At 43.5% G+C, this 14,301-nt stretch carries 19 protein-coding genes; 7 read left to right on the forward strand and 12 right to left on the reverse strand.

Annotation, left to right across the window (positions count from 1 at the left end; all coding sequences use genetic code 11):
* Nucleotides 1-366, forward strand: a 366-nt coding sequence (locus tag P7J36_RS00005) for a transposase (RefSeq protein WP_408562405.1), incomplete at its 5' end; no start/stop codon positions are given.
* Between the two features lie 176 nt (nt 367-542).
* Here P7J36_RS00005 and P7J36_RS00010 read toward each other — a convergent pair.
* The 11 genes from P7J36_RS00010 to P7J36_RS00060 all read right to left on the reverse strand — a co-directional run bounded on the left by P7J36_RS00010 (nt 543) and on the right by P7J36_RS00060 (nt 9,305).
* A complete protein-coding gene (locus tag P7J36_RS00010; RefSeq protein ID WP_408550922.1) occupies nt 543-1,823 on the reverse strand; it encodes an MFS transporter in 1,281 nt (426 codons plus the stop codon).
* Nucleotides 1,824-1,909: 86 nt separating this feature from the next.
* Entirely contained in the window at nt 1,910-2,569 is a 660-nt protein-coding gene (locus P7J36_RS00015) for a LiaF transmembrane domain-containing protein (RefSeq protein ID WP_408550921.1), read from the reverse strand.
* 4 nt (nt 2,570-2,573) lie between these two features.
* The gene (locus tag P7J36_RS00020) at nt 2,574-3,020 is read right to left on the reverse strand and encodes a LytTR family DNA-binding domain-containing protein (protein WP_024407334.1); all 447 of its coding nucleotides are present in this window, start codon (nt 3,018-3,020) and stop codon (nt 2,574-2,576) included.
* Nucleotides 3,021-3,197: 177 nt separating this feature from the next.
* Nucleotides 3,198-3,956, reverse strand: coding sequence for a TIGR00266 family protein (locus tag P7J36_RS00025; RefSeq protein ID WP_408550920.1), 759 nt, complete (start codon nt 3,954-3,956; stop codon nt 3,198-3,200).
* Nucleotides 3,957-4,163: 207 nt separating this feature from the next.
* Nucleotides 4,164-4,658 (reverse strand): beta-class carbonic anhydrase, encoded by a 495-nt coding sequence (locus tag P7J36_RS00030; protein ID WP_408550919.1) that lies wholly within the window; start codon nt 4,656-4,658, stop codon nt 4,164-4,166.
* 123 nt (nt 4,659-4,781) lie between these two features.
* On the reverse strand, nt 4,782-6,149 hold the full coding sequence (gene radA, locus P7J36_RS00035) for a DNA repair protein RadA (protein ID WP_024404944.1): 1,368 nt from the start codon (nt 6,147-6,149) through the stop codon (nt 4,782-4,784).
* A gap of 6 nt (nt 6,150-6,155) precedes the next feature.
* On the reverse strand, nt 6,156-6,689 hold the full coding sequence (locus tag P7J36_RS00040) for a histidine phosphatase family protein (protein WP_408550918.1): 534 nt from the start codon (nt 6,687-6,689) through the stop codon (nt 6,156-6,158).
* 6 nt (nt 6,690-6,695) lie between these two features.
* Entirely contained in the window at nt 6,696-7,139 is a 444-nt protein-coding gene (locus P7J36_RS00045; RefSeq protein ID WP_029943939.1) for a dUTP diphosphatase, read from the reverse strand.
* A gap of 19 nt (nt 7,140-7,158) precedes the next feature.
* Nucleotides 7,159-8,154 carry a virulence RhuM family protein gene (locus tag P7J36_RS00050; protein ID WP_408550917.1) on the reverse strand — a complete coding sequence of 332 codons (996 nt, stop codon included), beginning with the start codon at nt 8,152-8,154 and terminating at the stop codon, nt 7,159-7,161.
* Between the two features lie 18 nt (nt 8,155-8,172).
* Nucleotides 8,173-8,340: a hypothetical protein gene (locus P7J36_RS00055; RefSeq protein ID WP_408550916.1), complete on the reverse strand. Its 168-nt coding sequence runs from the start codon at nt 8,338-8,340 to the stop codon at nt 8,173-8,175.
* Between the two features lie 98 nt (nt 8,341-8,438).
* Nucleotides 8,439-9,305 carry a helix-turn-helix domain-containing protein gene (locus P7J36_RS00060; protein WP_408550915.1) on the reverse strand — a complete coding sequence of 289 codons (867 nt, stop codon included), beginning with the start codon at nt 9,303-9,305 and terminating at the stop codon, nt 8,439-8,441.
* 280 nt (nt 9,306-9,585) lie between these two features.
* Between P7J36_RS00060 and P7J36_RS00065 the strand changes: the two genes are divergently transcribed.
* Genes P7J36_RS00065 through P7J36_RS00075 form a run of 3 tightly spaced genes read left to right on the forward strand, consistent with a single transcriptional unit; the run spans nt 9,586 to nt 10,612 of the window.
* A complete protein-coding gene (locus P7J36_RS00065) occupies nt 9,586-10,215 on the forward strand; it encodes an ABC transporter ATP-binding protein (RefSeq protein ID WP_408550914.1) in 630 nt (209 codons plus the stop codon).
* Between the two features lie 30 nt (nt 10,216-10,245).
* Nucleotides 10,246-10,389: a hypothetical protein gene (locus tag P7J36_RS00070; RefSeq protein ID WP_408550913.1), complete on the forward strand. Its 144-nt coding sequence runs from the start codon at nt 10,246-10,248 to the stop codon at nt 10,387-10,389.
* A gap of 34 nt (nt 10,390-10,423) precedes the next feature.
* The gene (locus P7J36_RS00075; protein WP_408550912.1) at nt 10,424-10,612 is read left to right on the forward strand and encodes a hypothetical protein; all 189 of its coding nucleotides are present in this window, start codon (nt 10,424-10,426) and stop codon (nt 10,610-10,612) included.
* A gap of 440 nt (nt 10,613-11,052) precedes the next feature.
* Here P7J36_RS00075 and P7J36_RS00080 read toward each other — a convergent pair whose 3' ends face one another.
* A complete protein-coding gene (locus tag P7J36_RS00080; protein WP_024384177.1) occupies nt 11,053-11,412 on the reverse strand; it encodes a YbaN family protein in 360 nt (119 codons plus the stop codon).
* Nucleotides 11,413-11,539: 127 nt separating this feature from the next.
* Here P7J36_RS00080 and P7J36_RS00085 point away from each other — a divergent pair, with 127 nt between their 5' ends.
* The 3 genes from P7J36_RS00085 (at nt 11,540) to P7J36_RS00095 (ending at nt 14,271) form a co-directional block, all read left to right on the forward strand.
* Complete coding sequence (locus P7J36_RS00085) at nt 11,540-12,142, forward strand: NADPH-dependent FMN reductase (protein WP_024384178.1); 603 nt, start codon at nt 11,540-11,542, stop codon at nt 12,140-12,142.
* Between the two features lie 15 nt (nt 12,143-12,157).
* Complete coding sequence (locus P7J36_RS00090; RefSeq protein ID WP_408550911.1) at nt 12,158-13,393, forward strand: NAD(P)H-dependent oxidoreductase; 1,236 nt, start codon at nt 12,158-12,160, stop codon at nt 13,391-13,393.
* Between the two features lie 83 nt (nt 13,394-13,476).
* Nucleotides 13,477-14,271, forward strand: a complete 795-nt coding sequence (locus tag P7J36_RS00095) for a formate/nitrite transporter family protein (RefSeq protein WP_105134312.1) — start codon at nt 13,477-13,479, stop codon at nt 14,269-14,271.
* Nucleotides 14,272-14,301: the final 30 nt, after the last annotated feature.

Raw genomic sequence — 14,301 nt, forward strand, 5'->3', positions numbered from 1 at the left:
GACAAGGGTAAAGCGATCCAGCTTATCTATAAGGGATACGATAAGTCTTGTGACAGTTTGCGGTATGGCTTTCATCCTCATTATCAGGACAACCGTATCTTCCGTTTAAAACGATGTGTTGAACCGATTATCTTTAACCAAGTAGCGCGAGATAGTAAGAAATTCAAGAGACTATACAAGAAGCGAACCGCTGTGGAGCGGGTGAATGGACGCTTAGACAGAGACTTTAGGTTTGAGACCCATACTATTCGAGGGTTAAAGAAGATGAGTTTAGCTGTTGCCATGAGCTTTTTAGTCATGATCGGCTTTGCTTTAAGGAAAGCCAAGTCTGGGACAAGGATTCAGCTTGCGAGCTGGGTAGTTTAATTGGTTCAAAAAAATCACCACACAAACAAGGGGTTATTGCGCCCTTTTTTTGCCTTTTATTGGAAAAAAGGGCACCAGCGAATATTGTAGACCAATTGTGAGATAAGGAAAGTCGTTAGAATCTTCTTTTGGATGATAACAAATTGGATAAAATACGAACTACGGGAATGATTTGCCTAGAGAGACTGATTTTGAGGTGTTTTTTGATTACGTGCCAGCCAGTAGAGGACATAGAGGACCAACAATCCAGTTGCCGCTAGGAAAAGTCCGCTAATCTGATTGACAGTCAGTACCAAGACCAGACCTGAAACAAGTAGTCGGACAAAGGCTTGACCCAGCATGAAGTAGGTAGATACTGCTCCACCGATAGTTGCCAGCTGCTCCTCTGGCATAGAATTGACAAACTTGGCATTAAACTTCGGACCGCTGGCACCAAAGCTAATCCCCATAGTTGTAAGGAAGAAGAAAATAATTGGCAGTTGATGCAGCAACATTCCGACAAACACGCCAAGTAGAGAGAAAGTGGCGGCCACTTCAAGCGTCACCATGCTGGTCTTTTTGAAAAGGGTAAAGACCAAGGTCGAGCCCAAGATATTTCCGACAAAGAAAATCAGAATGGTCAGGGCAAGGGTTGTTTCAACATTGAGGAAGACGAGGTCTGGGTCTTCGCTAATCAGCAGGACCAGAATAGGATAGAGAATCGCTCCGCAGGCATTGATAATGGGGCTGGTAATCAGGACCAGGCGGAACTCGGGAATCTTGCGAAGCTCCACGATGGCTTGCTTGAAAGAAGCTAGAATGCCTGGACCCTTGGTTTCTAGCTCGGACTGGCTCGGTTGCTCTGCTATTTTCAAAGGCTGCTCCGTCAGGAGTTTGCGAAAGGCTGGCGTCAGCAGCTGCATGATGAGGAGTGCGGCCAAAAAGGTGCCGGCGTTGAGAAAGGCCAGGTTTTGGTAGGAGAGGAGGCCGACCAAGAAGGCAGAGAGGGCCTGAGAGGCGATGTTGAGGAGGCTGGTCACGGTCTGGCGAAAGGCCGAGTACTGCTCCCGCTCTTCTTTGGGCGCTATGCGTAATCCCAGAGGTGCATAGAGGCCGTTTTCATAGAAGCCAGCGAAGTCTGCAAAGACATTGAAACTTGCAGCCACCACGACAATCCAGAGGGCTGGCTCAAAGCCCATGCAGAATCCGAGGATGAGGTAGAGGGCCACACGGAAGAGGAGAGTCAGCTTGATAGTGCTGATTTTGTTGACCGTCTTATCTGCCAGATAGCCTGTAAAGAGGCCCATAAAGCTAGGAAAGATTTCTGAGAAGGTCACAATCGCCAGCGCCAGACGGCTGTTGGGTACCAGCAAGACATAGTTCATCAAGGCCAGATAATAGACAACATCGCCAAAATTGGACAGCATATCCGCCGTCAGTACCCATAGGTAAGTCGCATTTTTCAAAATCTTTTTCATGATAATCCCTTTCTTTTATATAGTTTTCAGAATATTCAGACTATTTAGTCTGCAGAGGAGCCTGAATAGACTTTCCTCTTGCCACTTTATGCAGAATAAATCGTTAGGTTTGAGAAGGCTAGGTCACCTGTAACAAGGAGGGCCTTTTCTCCCTGCTCAGTCGCATAGTTATTGGTTGTTGACATAGCACTGTCAAGTTCCACCACTGCTCGCCAGTTGGCCGGCAGATAGAGTGTAACATTTGAGAAGGCAGCATCGATATGGAATTCAGCCTTATTGCCTAAAATAACCGCCTGATCAAAGTAAACTGTACTAGATCCGAAGGCTACTTCCACACTATCATGGAGAAAATTATCGTCATGAATGTAGCGGGTTGAAGAGCCAAAAGCTGTATCGCGTCTCTTATCGCCAATCACCCCTGTGACAACTCCATGAGCCAGTCTACGCTTCTTCGGCTTAAGCATCAGTTTCAAGCCAAGGCAAAGAAGAACAAGCGATAGAACCATATTCCAAGTCCCAAACTTCACCCAATCATAAACTGAGTTCACCGCTATAAAAGCCAGACCGAAACAAAAGATACTGGCAAGCCAATCCAGCTTCACCAAACGGTGAAAACCCGTCACAAAGGTTAAAACAAACCAAACAGTTGTCCAAAACGGCATGGCCAGATGTAAGCCTAAGGAATCCCTTAGCAATACCAAGACCGCTAATCCAATCACTAAACAACCTATCATAAAACGTTTCATCTTCCTACCTCATTTCCTGTAACTTTTCTTTTAATAAATGGTAATAATGTCGCGACACGTGAACTTCCTTGTGAGTCTTATAGAAGGAAATCCGACTGGTGCCTGAGAAGGACTTATCTAGCGAATAAACTACCTTGCTATTGACAATGGTTGACTTAGCTACCCGACAAAAGTAGATAGGCAAATACTCCTCAAGTTCATAGAGTTTCATCTTAACCTCGTAGGCATCATCGCCTGTATGAGCAAAAATCTTGGTTCCGTCCGTTTCAAAGAAAAGTATGTCACCCAATGAAAGAAAATACTCGCTGCTCCCCTTGTAAAAAACAAGCGAGGGACGACTAACTTGTTGCAAAGCTTGCTGAATCTGTTCAATCTCTGGTCCCAGCTGACTGGTTCGGATAACAACTTCAACCTGATCTAAGCTGTCATCAAATTCAATCCTAACTTTCATAGCTCCCTCCTTTTTGATAGCTCTATTATACCAGTTCGACATCCAATTACAAGGGCATTTCAGTAAGTGGCAAAATTAGACAGGTAAGTGGTAGAAATAAACTAAGAAAAGTCCCTTGCAATTACGCGAGGGACCTAATTTTTATTATATGATTTTGAAAATTGCAGAGTTTTTTTCTTAAAAAATCGCATCCAGCAATGATGTGCTTCCACCACCACCGTCACCACCTGCACCGACAATATGATTGCCAATGACCTGAGCAAAGGTCTCAATGTTCAAGCTCTGTACATAGATTTCTCCATAACCTGTAAAGGTATTAACGATTCCTTCACCTGTACCGATAGATTGGAGGAAACCATTTTCCATATGGATATTGTAGTCCAAATCACGACTCCAAGCAACCACATGAGCATTGTCAATGGTGATACTTCCACCATCCAAAGTTAGCTTCTTAATAGAACCAAACGCATTCGCCAAAAGTGTGCCATGTCCCTCCGTAGTCATCACAAAGAGACCACCCTGACCACCAAAGAAAGCTTTCCCAACACTCTGGCGTTCCATTTTATACTGGGCAGAACCATCGAGGGCAAGGAAGGCACCATCATTTAGTCGATATTGCTCTGCACCAAGTTCCAAGGCAATAACCTGACCTGGCGTTGAAGGCGCAAGGGCGATTTTCCCGTCGTCGTTATTGGAAATAGCTTGCGTGATAAACATGGATTCGCCTGAAACCATAGAACGACCAATCGCTCCGACCAGTTTTCCAAGACCAGAGCCACCACGGGCATTGAGCTTGGTATTCAAGGTCACACTCGGTGTATGGTAGACCATGCTCCCTTGTTGAATATAAGCCGTTTCCCCAGCTTCCAAAGCGATTTCCACCAAAGGAAACTGCATATTACTATCGATAGTATATTTCATCCGATTGTCTGACATAGTTGACTCCTATTTTTTACGAAAGGTCCTGTTAACCACAGGATAGCCATAATAAACTTAGAACAAGCTAAAATAAACCAAGTATCATTTATCTCTTTGTTTGTTCTGTTGTGATAATACAATTTTATCCTATTCAAAAAAACTTGTCAAGGATTTCTCGGCTATTCAGATAAAATTTACAGGAAAAACCGAACTTCCTGAGCATTCCTATATAACTTCTGTCATACGACCCGTATCCACATCATAAACCGCACCGAAAATTTCAACGTCGTCAGGTATGAGCGGAGATTGTTTCAAGAGAGCTATATCCTCCCGCACACTTTCCTCAACATCGGTAAAAGGTAGGAAATCCTGACCGCTGACATCGACCTGCAAGTCCCGCTTGAGTTGGGCCGCAAAGTCCTCATTGGTAAAGGTCTGTGCACCGCAGTCTGTATGGTGGAGGACAACGATTTCCCTTGTGCCAAGCTGCTGCTGGGAAATGACCAGCGAGCGAATCATGTCCTCCGTCACGCGCCCACCCGCATTCCGCAAAATGTGGGCATCACCCAGAGCCAAGCCCAAGGCCTGCGCCACGTGAAGTCGTGAGTCCATACAGGTCACGATAGCCACCTTGGTCTTTGGACGAAGGGGCAAATGGTAATCACCATGCAGGTCAACATAGGCCTTGTTGGCCTTCATAAAGTTTTGAAAATAAGACATAGGACCTCCTTGTCTGATGAGAATTTCTGAAAGTTTCAGAAATAGGTTAGTCCTAGCTTATCATATTCCCGACCATTTGTCGCAAAAAGAGGAGCGACTAGCTGTCACTCCCGAATGATTTCATCAGTTGAATACTTTCTGCAAGACTTCGCCAATGGTTGTCACGCCGATAACGGTGATTTCCTTGGGCACCTTGATACCTGTCAGAGAATTTTTGGGGGCATAGACCTTGGTAAAACCTAATTTAGCGGCTTCGTTAATCCGTTGCTCAATCCGATTGACGCGGCGGATTTCACCTGTCAGACCGATTTCGCCTATAAAGCACTCTTGTGGGTTGGTTGGCTTATCCTTGTAACTGGAGGCAAGGGCAACTGCGACCGCCAAGTCAATAGCTGGCTCATCCAGTTTGACACCGCCTGCTGACTTGAGGTAGGCATCTTGGTTTTGGAGGAGCAGGCCTGCCCGTTTTTCCAAAACCGCCATAATCAAGCTGGCACGGTTGAAGTCCAATCCTGTCGTGGTCCGCTTGGCATTGCCAAACATGGTCGGGGTCACCAGAGCCTGCACTTCGGCAAGGATCGGGCGGGTGCCCTCCATGGTCACGACAATCGCAGAGCCTGTCGCCCCGTCCAAACGCTCTTCCAGAAAGACTTCACTAGGATTGAGGACTTCGACCAGGCCCTGCGACTGCATTTCAAAAATACCGATTTCGTTGGTGGAGCCAAAACGGTTTTTGACCGCCCGCAAGATACGGAAGGTATGTTGCCGCTCGCCCTCAAAATAGAGGACTGTATCCACCATGTGCTCCAAGGTCCGCGGTCCAGCCAGGGTTCCCTCCTTGGTCATGTGGCCGACGATAAAGGTTGCGATGTTGTTGGTTTTGGCAATCTGCATGAGTTCATTGGTCACTTCACGGACCTGACTGACAGAGCCTTGTACGCTGGAGATGTCAGGGCTCATAATGGTCTGGATAGAGTCGATAATCAGGAAATCTGGTTTTATCTTCTCAATCTCAGTCCGAATGCTCTGCATATTGGTCTCCGCATAGAGATAGAACTCGCTGTCGATGTCGCCCAAACGCTCCGCCCGCAACTTAATCTGCTGGGCAGACTCTTCCCCCGACACATAGAGGACGGTGCCAATGGTGGACAGCTGGGTAGAAACCTGCAAGAGCAGGGTGGATTTGCCAATCCCTGGATCGCCTCCGATCAGGACCAGACTACCCGGCACCACGCCGCCACCGAGGACGCGGTTGAACTCTTCCATGTTGGTCTTGGTGCGGGCCACTTGAATGGAGGAAACTTCATTGAGCTTCATTGGTCGGGTCTTCTCACCTGTCAGGCTAACCCGCTCGTTCTTGACTTCGGCGACTTCCACTTCCTCGACAAAGCTAGACCAGGAGCCGCAGTTGGGGCAACGGCCCAGATACTTGGGCGAGTGGTACTCGCAGGATTGACAGACAAAGGTTGTTTTTTTCTTAGCGATGATGATTTCCTCCTATAGATTGTATTCTAGGATTTCGCAGTAGGCTATGGTTTCTTTTGGGACAAACTGGCGTATCAGCATACCGTGACAGACGATAACGATTCGGTCATAGGCTTTGTATTTTTCAAGGGCCTGTAAAAATCGCTCTTTCATCTCCGCAGCAGTCTCATAACGAACAGGAGAAGACTCAGGCACCGCTCCGCCATTTTCCAAAAATAATCGATGAGCTAAGATAGCCTCATCTTGACTGGCATTTTGTCCCGTCAGGTCTGGTCGCCACTCATGAAAAAAGGGCTCAACCAGAAGAGGCAGTTGGTGGACATGAGCAATGTAAGTTGCAGTCTCCAAGGCCCGCGTGACGCTTGAAGCGATAACCACCTGAGCATGAGCAAAAACAGAACTGCTGGCAACTTTCTGGGCCAAAGCCCTTCCCTTTTCAGTCAGGGGAGCCAGATCCCGTCCAAAACCTGCGTACAGCCGAGGGTTATCATGCTGGTCAAACATGCTGTAGTCGGGCTCGGAATGCCGCACAAAGAAAATCTGCATAATAGTCTATTTCCCTGTTGAGCCAAATCCACCTGTCCGAACGCCGTCGGCCTGGTCACCGTCAGCCAAGAGGAAGGGGGCAAAAACAGCCTGCACAATTCGCTCGCCAGCTTCCACCACGACAGTTTCCTCGGTGATGTTTCGCATCTGGGCAAAGATGTGGCCTTCGTTGGCTGGATTGCCATAGTAGTCGCCGTCAATAACTCCAACCGAGTTAATCAGGACCAGCCCCTTCTTGCGAGGATTGGACGAACGGTCGTAAAGATAGAGGACCTCGTTGGCCTGCATATAGGCCTTAACTCCTGTCGGCACTAGCTTAATTTCGCCTGGCTCCAAGCTGACCGTCTCCGCAGCTTTCAGGTCGTAACCTGCTGCGTGGGCTGTCTCACGTCTTGGCAATAAGTTTTCATCTGTAAACTGGCTGACCAGTTCGAATCCACGGATTTTCATGTTTTTTCCTTTCGAGTACTTATTTTGAAGATAAATCTTCTAGTAATTTTTCAAAATCAGAATTTATCTTTTGGGTCTTATTAAAAATTGCATATTCTGACCGAGCTTTCTCCTTGGCTGACTGCCTTGTAATTTGACCATACCCCTCTAAAAGTTCATAATCTTGAAAGGCTAAAAATCGGTCAATACTATCTGCCAAATCTTGCATGGTCTGAGTTTTTCCTTGCTCAATTTGTCGCTCCAGATAGTCAAAGTAGCCCGAAATACTACGTTCCAGCGAACGAATCTCCTTTTCGTTCAGATAATTTTTAGCAATAAGAGCATCAGATTGCAAAATACGTCCGTCAGGGGAGTGCTTCCAGGTTACCAACCCCATGTTCGCTTTGGTGTGGTCTGCCTTTTCATAAATAATTTCGGCAGCTGTTTTACCTGTAATCGCATAATGAAATTTATTTTGCACATGAGCATAGAATTGCTTAGTCATCAAGCTATTAGCGTCATAATCAATCGCAATCTCTGCAAAAATATCTGTGATTTGTAACCAAATTCGTCGTTCACTAGCACGGATAGAACGAACTCGTTCTAAGAGCTCACGGAAATAATCTTTTTCCAACAGGTTCTCGCCTTGCTTCAAACGCTCATCATCCATGGCAAAGCCTTTAATCATGTATTCTCGAAGCACAGTCGTTGCCCACTGTCTAAACTTAGTAGCCTTTTGAGAATTGACACGATAACTGACGGAGATGATAGCATCCAGATTGTAATAATCAACCTGCCTGATGACCTCACGAGTCCCCTCTATTTGAACTGTTTCCATTTTGGAAATAGTTGCTCCCTCATCCAACTCACCTTCTTCAAAAATATTTTTCAAATGTTTGCTGATAGCTGGTACACCAACATCAAACAATCTTGCCATTTCCTTCTGACTAGCCCAAATCGTCTCGTCACTGACAATGACACTAGCCTTTTCTTGGTCATTTTCTGCTCGGTAAATTAAAAATTGTAATTCCTTCATATTTGCCTCTTTAATTATTTAGAGCTCACTCCCCACTACAAATTCATTCGCATTTTTCGTCACAAATGCAAAAAGTGTGGTTAAGGGAAAGGCGTACTCGTCATCAAAGCGAGCCGCACGTAGCCACAAGTCTTGGTCAACCTTACGGAGATAGACACTGCGAGAGAAGGTGAATTCATATCCCAACCATAGGTCTATTATACACTAATTCGTCAAAGCCTGCGATTTTCAGCAAAAAAACACCTGACCTACAGGTGCTACTAATATAAACTAGCTCAAGCAATTCAATCCTTTTCCGAGCCAAAAATCTCCCAATACTCCTCGACTTCTTGCTCCAACTGTTCAACCATCTCTAGCAAGTCTGCAGCTCGGAGAATAGCAAGCCCCTTGTCCACCATCCCTCTATCCTGCTGAAAGATACCCATACGGACATTAGCCATACCTACATAATCAATCCGCATACTTTCCTGAGCCATGGCATAAACTCTTTCCATTACTGAAACACAAAGTTGATACTCCCCATTTTTCAGCAAAACGGTTGATAGGTTGTAGAGAAAAGCAAACTGGCTAACCTGTACATCTCTGAAGTCCTTATATTTGTCCAAGGAAAGCAAGATTTTATCTACAAAGCCTTTCAAATGGGATACAGGAATAATCGGAAGCACCAACCCTAACTTACGAAAGTCAGCTAAATACCAAGTATCTGACTTCTCCAATTCCTTCCAGAGTGCTTGCCCCAACTGTCTGGTCCGCTCCCCATCTCCTGTTTGATAGATAGAGAGAGCTAACCGTATCAGTTGTTCGATTCGCTGAACCCGTATATCTTCCTGCCTCTTCAAATACTGCTCTATTTGGTACAAAAAATCTTGACAACCTAATTCAGAAAAAAAATGTCCTCTCAGATTTTCAAAGCGATGGATGATAGAAGATCGCTCCGAAGGCTGATAGGCATGGCAGATATAGTCAAACTCTGCAAAAGTCATATCCAACTGACGGAGGATATGTGAAAAGTGAGCAATGGTCGGGTACTCTTTGTTGTTTTCAATTTTTGATAGGGTCGTCCGTGACAAGGCATCTCCACAAACTTCCTGCTGGCTAAGTCCCTTTGACTTGCGAATCTCTTTTAAGACTGTCCCAAAATCCCATTTCATACAAGACCTCCAAAAAATGTGAGAAATGTTTACGTTTTCATCTTTTGCATGTATTCTATGATATCATAATAGTAAAGAAAAACAAACAAAATAATAGGAGGCACTCTTATGAAAAATTGGAAAAACTATCTCTTGCTTTTAACTTACTCAGCCATCCTACTAGCGCCTCAACTTTTAGGGGGTGGATGGGCTATCATTTGGCCAGTTATCAACAAATAAATAAGCTACTACCATCTCACCACTCTGGAAAGGAGGATAATAACTGGAAACTATATGTTAGGTGGAGAGGATAGGAAAGCTAATCTTAAAAATAAAAATACACTTAGAAAGGAGAATTATCACGAAAGTTCAAAAATATATAGCTCTCGGTCTACTATCTATTTCATTAATTCCTAGTACTTCAGTTCTGATGCAATCTAATTCCGTTTATGCTAACGAGATAGTCACAACTACCTCAACAAGAAGCTTGTTAAACACTCTGGAAGAAAAAGGTTACTTAGAAATTGATGATTCTTCAAAAAATGTTAAATTAACAGAAAAATACAAACAAGAAGTATTATCGTCCGTAGATTTAACACAATATCATGTCGAATTCACTGAAAACTCTGTCACAATTGTTCCACATATCCAAGAACGAGCCTTTACAGGTGTTAACAAAATAGTTTATACTTGGAAGGGGTTTGATGTTTATCTAGATAGCACGAATGCTAATCGATTAGCTGCTGGTTTAGGTCTCGGTGCAGTCGCCGCCGCACTAGTACCTGACCCAACGCTATCAAAAGCCCTAGCTATCGCTTTAGGAGCTGCCGCAGGATTAGTGGGATGGAATAACGCTGCTGGCCGTGGTATCATCATCGCTTTCATAGGTTATTTGGGCGACGCTAAACCCCACTGGATTGCTTCTCAATAAATCCAACCCCTTTCTTAGGAGGTGCTCACCATGGTTTACTTTAAAATAATCATTCTCTGGTTTTCTCTAGCCCTTGCATTGTACGGGGACAAGTTCATTCAGAAAGATTTCCCAATTTGGAAAGGGATTTTCCTACTTGTTGCTCTGGCAAGTTCACTTTCTTTTCTATTTTAATCCCATATAGAGTATTTTGGAAAGAAGAACAGTTATGAAACGAACCAATCTCTTTCATAAAAAATCGACCGTTTTCACTCTGATTGGCCTCCACTTAGTTGTTTTCCTACTTAGTGGACTTCGCTCTTGGATGTTGCACCAACCCTTCAAATGGTGGATTACCCTAGGGATTAGTGTCGGTTTTTCAGTTGCTTATCTCTTAGTAACAAAAAATGACACCTAGTCATACAAAAAAATCACTAATAAACTACATCAGATGAACATGAAAACATTCCAAGAAAATCTATACAAGACTGAATGTATCAAGTTACCTATCTTAATCTTGAAGTCTTGTAGAACACATACTTAAAAACCAGTCAATCACAGATATAGATTGACTGGTTTTTGCTGTTCACGTTCTTACTCAATGAAAATCAGACTATCGACGCAGAGTTAGGTAAAGCTCTATTCCCTATATATCGCAAGAGAACAGACTGAAAACCTGCATTGAAGCCGTTCCATCAACAAAGTCTGGCTCTGATTTTCGAAGGATATTACTCAAACACAAACTGGTTCTGGTAGAGTTCTGCGTAGAAGCCGTTGAGTTTAAGAAGCTGGCTGTGGTTGCCTTGCTCGATGACCTTTCCGTCTTTGAGGACGATGATTTCATCCGCAAGTCTGGATCTATTTCTCTGGTATAACCCAAAAAAGATAGTAAGTAATAAAGACTGTCAGCAAGCCAAGTCCAATTTTGACAAATAGTACAGGAGCCAACCAAATGGAAATCCCCATGAGTATGTAGATTTGCCAGATAATTTGTTTTTTCCGTTTACGGGAAATGGCTTTGGTTTCAGCATAATCCGCTACGTAAAATTGATAAATTTTTGTATTGCGTAGCCATTTTTCAAAATTTTTAGAGCTTCTAGCAAAACAAAATCCAGCCAAAAGTAAAAGAGGCGTTGTTGGAATGATAGGTAGAACAATCCCAATCATGCCAATAGCAAGACTAACAAAACCAGCTACTAGATAAACGATTTTTTTCATAATACTATTATACCAAAAGAGTTCGTGATTTTTTGAATATTTTCTGTATAGTTTAGGAAAACGCTTGCTTTTCACCCTGTAAATTGGTATGATAAGGATATTACATTTAGAAAAGAGAGAAGATGCTATGAAACTTCTAGGACTTGTCGGAACCAACTCCGCTCGCTCAACCAACCGCAAACTCTTGCAGTACATCAAACAGCATTTTGCTGACAAGGCAGATATTGAATTGGTTGAAATCAAGGACCTTCCAGTCTTCAATAAACCGGCTAATCGTGAACTGCCAGAAAGTGTTAAAGAATTAGTTGCAAAGATTGAAAGTGCTGATGGTGTCATCATCGGAACACCTGAGTATGACCACTCGATCCCCGCTGTTCTTATGAATGCACTAGCTTGGGTATCATATGGAGTCTACCCTATGCTTAACAAGCCGGTTATGATTACAGGTGCCTCATACGGAACACTCGGTTCTTCCCGTGCTCAATTGCAACTACGCCAAATTCTCAATGCTCCTGAACTCAAAGCTACTGTTTTACCAGATGAGTTCTTACTATCTCATTCCATGAAAGCCTTTGATACAAACGGTGAGCTCATTGATTTAGAAATCAGTCAAAAACTGGATGCCATCTTTGATGACTTCCGTCTCTTTGTCAAGATGACAAGTAAACTGTCTAGCGCCAAAGAGTTACTTCAAAAAGAAGCTGAAAACTTTGACTGGGAAAACTTGTAAGAGAGGATAACAATCATGAAATTTGTCGGAATTGTCGGGTCTAATGCAGACCAATCTTATAACCGCATGCTATTGCAATTTATTCAACGCCACTTTAAAGTAAAATTTGAATTAGAGCTTTTGGAAATCAAAGATGTCCCAATGTTCAATCAGGACGAAGACCAGTCTAATAGCTTTGCGATCCAATACCTTTACAACAAAATCACACGTGCTGATGGTGTCATCATTGCTACACCTGAGCACAACCACACCATCACACCTGCTCTTAAGAGTACTCTAGAGTGGCTAAGTTTCAATTTACATCCATTTGAAAATAAACCAGTTATGATTATCGGGGCTTCTTACTACGACCAAGGAACGTCTCGTGCTCAAGTCCACTTGAGAAAAATTTTGGACGCTCCAGGCGTCAATGCTTACACGTTACCAGGTAATGAATTCCTCCTTGGTAAAGCGAAAGAAGCTTTTGATGATAAAGGGAACATTATCAATGAAGGGACTGTGAAATTCTTGGAAAGCTGTCTAGACAACTTTATCAAGTATGTCGGCGTTGTATCTAAATTGAAACAACCCAAGCCAATTGCACCCGAAGATTTAGACTGTACCCATCCAATCGCAACGACCATCACAGGTGTGGACCCAGATGACCCAGACTGGCTGGATAAGGCTTCTAAATTGGTCAACGCTGTCGAGGGAGATACGTATGTAAAATTAGATAACGGTCTTTTAACAGTTAACCAACTCAATATGTTCCTCAACGCCATGCCATTTGAGTTGACCTATGCAGATGATAACAATCAGTTCCTCTATTACAACAATAGCCACCAAGAGCCTGATACTATGTTAGGTAAGCGGGTCCCAGAGCAAGTAGGAAACCGTTTGTCAACCGTTCACGGCACTTTACCACCTGCTCGTATGAAAAATGTCGAATGGGTTGTTGGAACCTTACGTAATGGTAACCAAGAGTACGTTCGAACAATCGTCCCAGGCACACCACCTGAAATTATCAATACTCATAACTACCAAGCTATGTACTATCCTGACGGGTCCTACGCTGGCATCAATGAAATTATCTTTAATTTTAAGCCATGGTTAGATTGGTATCTTGAAACCACTGGACAACGCTTGGTGGGGGGTGCAGGAAACACCGCATCTCCTGCCCATGTTGATGCAACCTCTGGCGCTTCAGATACAGGTAGTACCCCTACAGCTTCCACACCGACAGATGCCAATTCTGGTGCATCTGCTCACTAACAAATAAAAACTAGTGGGAAGGGGCTCCCTTTCCACTATATTTTTTCAATAAATTTTTGATGATTATATCACAAGGAGGCCCCATGTCCCCATTTCAAGAAAAAATTTCGGTTGCAGTTTCAAAAAAAGAATCCCTTTTTGATGAAAGTCTAAGCCGTTACGCCTTACGCTCCATGTATGCAGGAGCTTATTTGACCATGTCAACAGCTGTTGGTATTATTGGAGCTGATGTCATCTCCAGTCAATTCCCAAGTCTATCGCGTTTTGTTTTTACCTTTATCTTTGCTATCGGACTGATTTTTGTTCTTATTTTTGGTGGCGAATTGGCTACATCTAATATGATGTATCTAACGACTGGTGCCTATTATAAGCAAATTACTTGGAAAAAAGTAACGCTGATGTTACTTTACTGCACCTTCTTCAACTTTGTAGGTGCTACCATTCTGGCTTGGCTTTTCAATCAGTCCTTCTCCTACCTTAACTTATCTAACGAAAGTTTTGTTGTCAACGCTGTCACCATCAAACTAGGAAAATCCGACTGGAGTAACTTCTTTGAGGGAATTACTGCCAATATGTTTGTGAATATGGCTATCCTTGGGTATATGCTACTCAAGGAACAATCCGCCAAATTCTTTGTTATTGTATCTGCTATTTTTATGTTTGTTTTCCTTATCAACGAACACTTAGTTGCTAATTTCGCATCATTCATGCTCTTAGCCTTCAACGCTGCTCGTACAAATGTAGATACCTTTACCATCGTGAATATTCTTCGTCAGTGGATTGTTGTTTTCTTTGGAAATTGGCTTGGAGCCGGACTCTTTATTGGAATTGCTTATGCTTGGCTCAATCAGACTAAAACCAACCACCTTGAACAGTAATGATACTACAAAAACAGCCAAGATAAACCA

Origin of the sequence: Streptococcus suis, assembly GCF_046032115.1 — a bacterium.
GTDB classification, from domain to species: domain Bacteria; phylum Bacillota; class Bacilli; order Lactobacillales; family Streptococcaceae; genus Streptococcus; species Streptococcus suis_AJ.